Source organism: Paenibacillus sp. Root52 (genome assembly GCF_001426865.1).
Classification (GTDB): Bacteria; Bacillota; Bacilli; order Paenibacillales; family Paenibacillaceae; genus Paenibacillus.
In genome coordinates this window covers 62,040-69,985 of sequence record NZ_LMFO01000016.1, presented here as the reverse complement: position 1 = coordinate 69,985, position 7,946 = coordinate 62,040, and the positions used below count along the sequence as shown (strand labels likewise).

Annotated in this window: 8 protein-coding genes; 1 reads left to right on the top strand and 7 read right to left on the bottom strand. The window is 44.5% G+C overall.

The features are described 5' to 3' along the window. Window positions 1–585 precede the first annotated feature (585 nt). Window positions 586–1,134, bottom strand: coding sequence for a hypothetical protein (locus ASD24_RS16070; protein ID WP_056697474.1), 549 nt, complete (start codon window positions 1,132–1,134; stop codon window positions 586–588). A gap of 88 nt (window positions 1,135–1,222) precedes the next feature. Between ASD24_RS16070 and ASD24_RS16065 the strand changes: the two genes are divergently transcribed. After that, on the top strand, window positions 1,223–1,825 hold the full coding sequence (locus ASD24_RS16065) for a TetR/AcrR family transcriptional regulator (RefSeq protein WP_056697472.1): 603 nt from the start codon (window positions 1,223–1,225) through the stop codon (window positions 1,823–1,825). A gap of 108 nt (window positions 1,826–1,933) precedes the next feature. On the opposite strand, the gene ASD24_RS16060 is transcribed toward ASD24_RS16065, so the two are convergent. The 6 genes from ASD24_RS16060 to folK all read right to left on the bottom strand — a co-directional run bounded on the left by ASD24_RS16060 (window position 1,934) and on the right by folK (window position 7,937). Next, a complete protein-coding gene (locus ASD24_RS16060; protein ID WP_156395477.1) occupies window positions 1,934–3,367 on the bottom strand; it encodes a TrkH family potassium uptake protein in 1,434 nt (477 codons plus the stop codon). A gap of 294 nt (window positions 3,368–3,661) precedes the next feature. Then, a complete protein-coding gene (lysS, locus tag ASD24_RS16055; protein WP_056697467.1) occupies window positions 3,662–5,173 on the bottom strand; it encodes a lysine--tRNA ligase in 1,512 nt (503 codons plus the stop codon). 120 nt (window positions 5,174–5,293) lie between these two features. Continuing rightward, window positions 5,294–5,770 carry a transcription elongation factor GreA gene (gene greA / locus ASD24_RS16050; RefSeq protein ID WP_056697486.1) on the bottom strand — a complete coding sequence of 159 codons (477 nt, stop codon included), beginning with the start codon at window positions 5,768–5,770 and terminating at the stop codon, window positions 5,294–5,296. A gap of 247 nt (window positions 5,771–6,017) precedes the next feature. Continuing rightward, window positions 6,018–7,037 (bottom strand): tRNA dihydrouridine synthase DusB, encoded by a 1,020-nt coding sequence (dusB, locus tag ASD24_RS16045; protein WP_056697465.1) that lies wholly within the window; start codon window positions 7,035–7,037, stop codon window positions 6,018–6,020. A 196-nt stretch (window positions 7,038–7,233) separates the two neighbouring features. Continuing rightward, on the bottom strand, window positions 7,234–7,437 hold the full coding sequence (locus ASD24_RS16040) for a helix-turn-helix domain-containing protein (protein WP_056697464.1): 204 nt from the start codon (window positions 7,435–7,437) through the stop codon (window positions 7,234–7,236). After that, window positions 7,389–7,937, bottom strand: coding sequence for a 2-amino-4-hydroxy-6-hydroxymethyldihydropteridine diphosphokinase (gene folK / locus ASD24_RS16035; RefSeq protein ID WP_056697462.1), 549 nt, complete (start codon window positions 7,935–7,937; stop codon window positions 7,389–7,391). The genes ASD24_RS16040 and folK overlap by 49 nt, the downstream gene beginning before the upstream one ends. Window positions 7,938–7,946 lie beyond the last annotated feature (9 nt).

The window sequence follows — 7,946 nt, the reverse complement described above, 5'->3', positions numbered from 1 at the left end:
AGCGTTCGTCCTGAGCCAGGATCAAACTCTCCAATAAAGTATTGAAAAGAGCGATTAGCTCATTTTGAATCTGACGAGATTAAAAATCTCATTTGTGCTTCAAAATCATCCAGTCCGAAGAGATGTACGATTTCTCAGCGTCGATCTTGCAAGCAAGATCGTTACTCACTCGTTGTTCAGTTTTCAAAGATCAAACTTATTTCAGCGCCAACATTCGTTCTCGTCAGCAACTTTTATATCTTATCACATCCGAACCAACTTTGCAAGCTCTTTTTTTAAGTTTCTTTCGAAGCTTATTTTGTTTGCTTGCCGCACCGTGTTTCTCGTGTTTTCTTGGCCGGAATTAGAATATACCATGTACAGATTTAGAACGCAAGCTTTTTTTGAAGAAAAGTTTAAAATAAGATATAACCACACTAAACTCCCTCAACAAACACTGATATTATACTTCCCGTCCTATCCATAGAAATATACATCAACAGTACTCCAAAGTTAGTTTTATGATTTATGAGGTTCGAAGATGTCATGTATAAGGTTAAACTCATATCGAACCTCTCTTTAGATCTTTAGATCACATTGTCAATGTTACTTCATTTTCTCAAGAGGTATCTTTCGTGGCCATAACGTATAGCTGAAGCTAATAATAAAATCGATTCCTAATATCATTCCCCAAATTCTAATAAGACTTGTGAATGCTTCTGTCCGCTCTGCATCACCAATCCACAGAACCATGATATATAGAAACAAACAACCAATACACCAAGCAGCTAGATGCCTGAACCATCCCTGGATCTCACGATTGGCATGCTCCCTGCCATAGACCTTCTGACCTCGAGGATTATCCCCGCCTTTGAACCAATAGAGAAAGTACCGATCCGCCCAAGCAATCATGCGATGACCATAGACTACACTCACACCTATATAGATCGCCGCTATACCATGGATCGTACTCGCAGTTGCTCCACGTTGAAGATCCATGACCGTTGCCACCAATAACAATACATCCACTATAGGTGTTGCCATGAGAAGAGCGATTCCCGTTCTTTTCATCCCAAGTAGATATCGGACACTCAATCCCGCAGCCACAAACACCCAGAAGGCAATCTCACACCCTATAATAAAATAAGCAATCAAATTCTTACCCCCTTCTTTTTAGCACTTGTGTACTAAAAACAATTTAACACGTTTGTATTATAATAAGCAACAATGATATACTTAGAACATGCCTAAAATAGTTGATCACGATAAACAACGTCTACTTGTTGCGGAAGCGGCATGGCGCGTCATTCGCAGGGATGGTATGGAGCATACCTCTGTTCGTAATATTGCAAAAGAAGCCAACCTATCTACAGGTTCAATGCGTCATTATTTCTCTACGCAATCGGATTTACTCCTATATGCTATGAATCTGGTATCTGAACGAGTTACGCACCGATATCATCAGATGTCACTCACCGGCTCTCCACTGGAGGATATGAAGAAGATATTATTAGAACTCTTGCCTAATACAGACGAGAAGTTTGCAGAGATGGAGGTATGGTTCGCTTTTACTGTAAAGTCCAAAACAGATCCGGCGCTCAAGTCGCTTGCGGATAATGTCTATAACGAACTCCGGCGGATGGCTACATATGTCATCACTCATCTGATGGAGCTTAGGTTAACAAGTCTCGACCTAAACGTAGAACTTGAGATCGAACGATTGTATGCACTAATCGATGGATTAGCCATTCACGCTATCCTCAGACCTGAATCGATGAATGCGAAGGTTATGGATGACATCCTCACATTACATCTTGCCTCTTTATGCGATTCACAAGAGTCGTGACTAAATACGTTATGCGATGTAAACCCAAAAAAACCGTCAGACATACTGGTTAATTGCCCTGTTATCTCTAACAGCGGCTACACCACTTGTCTGACGGTTTCTCTTTCCTTATCCGATAATGATCCGTCCTTCTGGATGACGATACAATTTCTTCTCTTTGCGCGGACGAAGCGCATAAGCAATCGTTAACGGCCCAATACGGCCAACAAACATTGTAAATGTAATAATAATTTTGCCCCAATCGGTTAACTCATGAGTAACACCCACCGAAAGTCCAACTGTTCCAATTGCCGAGGCGGCCTCAAACATAAGCGCGAGAAACGGCGCATCCTCTGTCGTCAATAAAAGCATGACAACGACCATGAAGATGATTAAAGAGACCATAATAATGGTCAATGCCCGCATAAGCAGTTCCTTCGGAACACGTTGACGGAAGAACACGATATCTTTATTGCCACGAATCATGGCATATACGGCGCCAATCATAATTAAAAATGTTGTCGTTTTGATCCCACCACCCGTCGATCCTGGTGAAGCCCCAATAAACATTAATAGGATGAAAAAGAACTGCGTAGCCTGTCTCATCTCTGTAATATCAATGGTACTCGTACCTGATGAGCGGGTAGACACCGATTGGAATATGGCCGCATATATCTTCTCACTCCAACTCAGCGGTGCCAACGTATGTCCATTCGTGAATTCAAAGATAAATAGGACAATCGCTCCGATCCCAATCAACGCACCCGATACGGACAGCACTAGCTTGGATTGTAGCGACAAACGGCGGCGTTTGCGATATTCGAATAGATCATTTAGAACTACAAAGCCGAGTCCACCCGAGATGACAAGGATAGAGGCTGTTAGGTTAAACAACCAGTCGCCCCTATAATACTGAAAGCTGTTACCAAATAGGTCGAACCCACCGTTATTAAACAAGGATACCGAGTGAAACACTCCATAGTATGCAGCCTGCACGACAGGCATCTCTGTTGCCCAGCGCAACGCCAGTATAATTGCCGCTACTCCCTCAATGGTAAAAGAAAAAATCAGCACCTTACGAATGATACGTACAATACCCTCCATACTATCCGCGTTAATGGCCTCTTTGAGCAGTAACCTATCCCGAAGTGAGATGCGCTTACCCATAACCAATGCAAACAACGTGGCAATGGTCATAAATCCAAGTCCACCGAGTTGCATGAGCACCATTATAATAATCTGACCAAATAAATTGAAGGTTGTCCCCACATCTACAACAACCAGTCCGGTCACACATGCCGCAGAGGTAGCCGTAAACAGCGCATCGATAAATGCCAGGTGCTCGCCGCTCTGATTAGAGATCGGAAGCATAAGCAATATCGTACCGATGGAGATGATGAGTATAAAACCACCAACCAGAATCAACGGAGGGGATAGGAATTTAGGAAAGTGAAGCCTGAACTTCATGAAGGGCACCTCTTTTAACAAAATACAAGCATAGTGAGCGGTAAAAGTCCTGCTAGAGCTAGCTTCATCTTCATATGAAGCCTGAGAAATTATCATGATGTTTCTTTCGCTCTAACGATCCTTCTATGTAAACCTAAAGAGGAACTTGCCTCAGTTTAAACTGAATGGCAGGTTCCTCTTCTATTATGAACGCATAGAACGTTCCTTATTAGTGCGTGTTCAAAAAGGGCGGTTTTCAGTACCGAGAAGATGGGATGAAGATAGAAATGGAGTAGCGGAGCGTAGGCAAACTACGTGAGCAACGGACATTTCGGCTGAATCCCATCTTCGATGCTGAGATGCTGTTAGGCATCCTTCGTAATCAAAAGCGAACTTTTTGAACAACCTCTATTAATCTTGTGTACGTGGACGCATATGAGGGAAGAGCAGTACATCCCGAATGGATGGTGAGTTTGTGAGCAACATGATCAATCGGTCAATCCCGATGCCCAGTCCACCTGTCGGTGGCATACCATATTCGAGCGCACGAATGAAGTCATCATCCATCTCATGTGCCTCATCATTCCCGTGTTCCTTCTCAAGCATCTGTGCTTCAAAACGCTGACGCTGGTCAATGGGATCATTCAACTCAGTGAAGGCATTCGCATGCTCACGTCCAACGATGAACAACTCGAAGCGATCCGTAAAGCGTGGATCTACATCGTTTTTCTTCGCCAGTGGCGAAATTTCAAGCGGATGTCCCATAATGAAAGTTGGCTGAATTAACGTTTCTTCTACAAACTGCTCGAAGAACGCGTTCAGAATATGACCAAATGTCATATGCTTCTCAACCGGAACCTTATGCTCCTTCGCCAAGCTGTGTGCTTCCTCATCCGTCATATGGACGGAGAAGTCTACACCCACCACTTCTTTAACCGCATCTACCATCGTAACCCGGCGCCATTCTGGCTTAAGATTCACTTCATGCTCTCCATACTGGATTACTTGCGTACCCAATACTTCCTGAGCAATATGTGCAACCAGATTCTCTGTCAAATGCATGATATCTTTGTAGTCAGCATATGCTTCATACAATTCAATCATCGTGAATTCCGGATTGTGACGTGTTGACATCCCTTCGTTCCGGTATACACGGCCGATCTCATACACTTTCTCCAATCCGCCAACAATCAGGCGTTTCAGGTGAAGCTCAATCGCGATCCGCATGTACAGTTCCATATCCAGTGCATTGTGATGCGTGATGAATGGACGTGCCGCAGCACCACCTGCGATCGTATGCAAGGTCGGTGTTTCCACTTCCAAGTATCCCAGAGAATCCAAATAACGACGCATAGACTGAATGATCTTGGAACGCAAAATAAACGTCTGTTGCACATCCGGACTCATAATCAGGTCAACATAGCGCTGACGATAACGCAGCTCTACATCAGTAAGACCATGGAATTTGTCCGGTAGCGGATAGAGGGATTTGGAGAGCACTTCTAGATCTTTCACTTTAACGGAAGTTTCGCCTGTTTTCGTTTTGAAGATCACACCGCTAACTCCAACAATATCTCCTAGATCCAGCAGGCTGAATGCCGCGTATTTGTCCTCTGCCACGGTATCCTGACGAACATAGATCTGGATTCTGCCGCTCAGGTCCTGAATATGCGCAAAGCTTGCCTTACCCATTCCCCGCTTCGCCATAATCCGTCCGGCAATACTGACTTCGATCTGCTTCTCTTCCAGCTCTTCCTTAGTCAGTTCTTCATACTTCTTCAAAATAGAACCGGCTTCTTCGGTACGCACGTATTTTTGGCCAAAAGGATCAATCCCCAATTTGCGGAGCTCGTCCAATTTGTCGCGGCGAATTTGCAAAAGCTCGCTAAGTTCGGTTTCCTGATTCAAGACTTCATCCGTCATGATCTGTATTCATCTCCTTATTTACATTGCAGACATTCTCAGAGGTGTCACCCTCATATGATGAAAAAGCTTCCCTAAGGAAGCTTTTGTCTTTCGTGTCCTACTGCTTCATTGCTACGATTACTTTTTAATATCTACAATTTTATATTGAATTACGCCAGCAGGTACGCTCACATCAACAACTGTACCTTTTTTCTTGCCCAAAATTGCTTTACCAACAGGGCTTTCGTTCGAAATTTTGTTCTGAAGCGGATTAGATTCCGCAGTTCCTACAATCGTATATTCTGTGATATCACCGAACTCGAGATCTTCTACAGTAACGGTTGCACCGATACTTACAGCATCTGTGTCGATCTCGTCACTGTTAATGATTCGAGCGTTACGCAGCAATTTCTCCAATGTAATGATACGACCTTCGATAAAAGCCTGTTCATTCTTAGCATCTTCATATTCGGAGTTTTCACTGATATCTCCATAACCGATGGCTACTTTGATCCGTTCAGCCACTTCACGGCGCTTCACTGATTTTAGTGTTTCCAGTTCTTCTTCCAGCTTCTTGAGTCCTTCTGGTGTAAGGATAACTTCCTTATCGCTCATCTCAACCGATTCTCCTGTCATGGGAATAATTTGATTGCATGGCAACGGAATCCATGCCGTTTGTTCACAGAGCTCCGCCCACATACATCTTAGAAACTATATGAAGTTCTCCGGAGAAACAGAACGTCCTCCTGATGCACTAACCTTATGACGCACATGGCGAATTTATACTGTGAAATTATAGGGGAACGGTCTCGAAAAGTCAATGTTACGCCCCTTATATCTGTAAACGTTTTACAATCCGAGTTTAGGATGCATTGCCTGCTGCAACAGGTTCAGTTTCTAGGTTACCTTCCAACTTCAGTCTACCTACAAAATCCTCCAAAATCTGCACCATCTCATCACGTTTGGTACCTTCCATAATGATATCTTTGATCCTAGCAGAACCTTTCAGTCCTTTCAGATACCAAGCTAGATGTTTACGCATCTCACGTACAGCAACCGTCTCGTTCTTCAATGCGATAAGTCGATCCATATGCAAGATTGCAACACGAATCTTCTCCTCGCCATTCGGGTCAGGGAGCAATTCACCCGTGCTTAAGTACTGAATCGTACGATATAACATCCATGGATTTCCCAGGGCAGCACGACCAATCATCACACCGTCACATCCCGTTTCATCTAACATACGGCGGGCATCCTCCGGTGAAGATACATCTCCATTCCCAATTACCGGGATCGAGACAGCCTCTTTTACATCCTTAATGTGTGACCAATCTGCCGTACCTGTATAGAGCTGCTCCCGTGTTCTTCCGTGCACACTTACCGCTTGACCGCCAGCACGTTCAATCGCAAGTGCATTCTCCACCGCAAAGATATGTTCACTATCCCAGCCGATCCTCATCTTAACCGTCACCGGCTTCTCAACAGCATCCACGACAGCGGAGACCATTTCGTAGATTTTGTTTGGATCAAGCAACCATCTTGCACCTGCATCACATTTCGTCACTTTAGGCACAGGACAGCCCATGTTAATGTCGATAATGTCCGCATTCGTTTCTTTGTCCACGATTTTGGCTGCTTCGATAAGTGAATCGCGATCGCCTCCAAAGATTTGCAGGCTTAGTGGTTTCTCACGTTCATCAACAAACAGCATCTCACGTGTACGCTGATTGCCATGCACGATGGCTTTACCACTCACCATCTCCGCACATACGAGGCCTGTTCCAAATTCCTTCGCGATCAAACGAAAAGCCGGATTACATACACCAGCCATCGGCGCAAGTACGACCTGGTTTTTCATTTCAATGCCACCAATTTTCAGCATGTTCGTCGTTACACTCCTCATCAAACCGTAGGACTCTTACTTGAGTCCCCGTAATGTTCCAGTTATTTGTATTCAGGTTGTATTTCGTACACATGGTGTTTAATCATGATTGATCTATACGAATCAACAGTGCTATATAAAATCAACGATTATTAAGATATTTTGTTATGCCCTCAACAGCACATGTAGTGATGACTTACTCGCCTCTTATCTCCGATACACTAATCCCCAGCATCTCTGCAATCCGATTCAGCTCCTGTTCGGATACTTTGCGATTGCCACGTTCAATGGTTCCGAGCGTCGCCAGTGAGATGCGCGTCTTCGAAGCAAGCTCTTGTTGTGTCAAACCTTTCAGCTTCCGGAATGCCCGGATTCGATTGGCCAATTGCACGTTTTCCAAAGCTGTATTCCATCCTTTCCATCGAGAACAGACAACGATGCATGTACAAAGTCATACAAGCCCGAAGGCTCATTCTTCATGACAACGTCTGACAACGGAACTAACACAAATGCACGTTCACCCATGCGTGGGTGAGGCAGTTGAAGTACTTCGGTCTCCCGTGTCTCTCCAGCGACCCAGAGTAAATCCAGATCAACGGTACGAGGACCCCAACGAATATCACGAACACGTCCAAGCCGGTTCTCAACATCTAATAATTCCGTGAGCAATTGCTCCGGTGTCCATTGTGTCGTTACAGCTATAGCCATATTTAGAAACGCAGGCTGATCCACATACCCGACAGGATCCGTCTCATAGAGCGCAGAACAGCGCAGTATAGATATATGCGGATGTGCATCCAGGAGCGTTAACGCTTCAAGCAATGTCTGCTCTCGGTCGCCCAAATTGGCCCCTAAAGCAATATAAGCCTCTGAAGAATCAGAGGTCGAATGTGCAATCATGATCGGTTC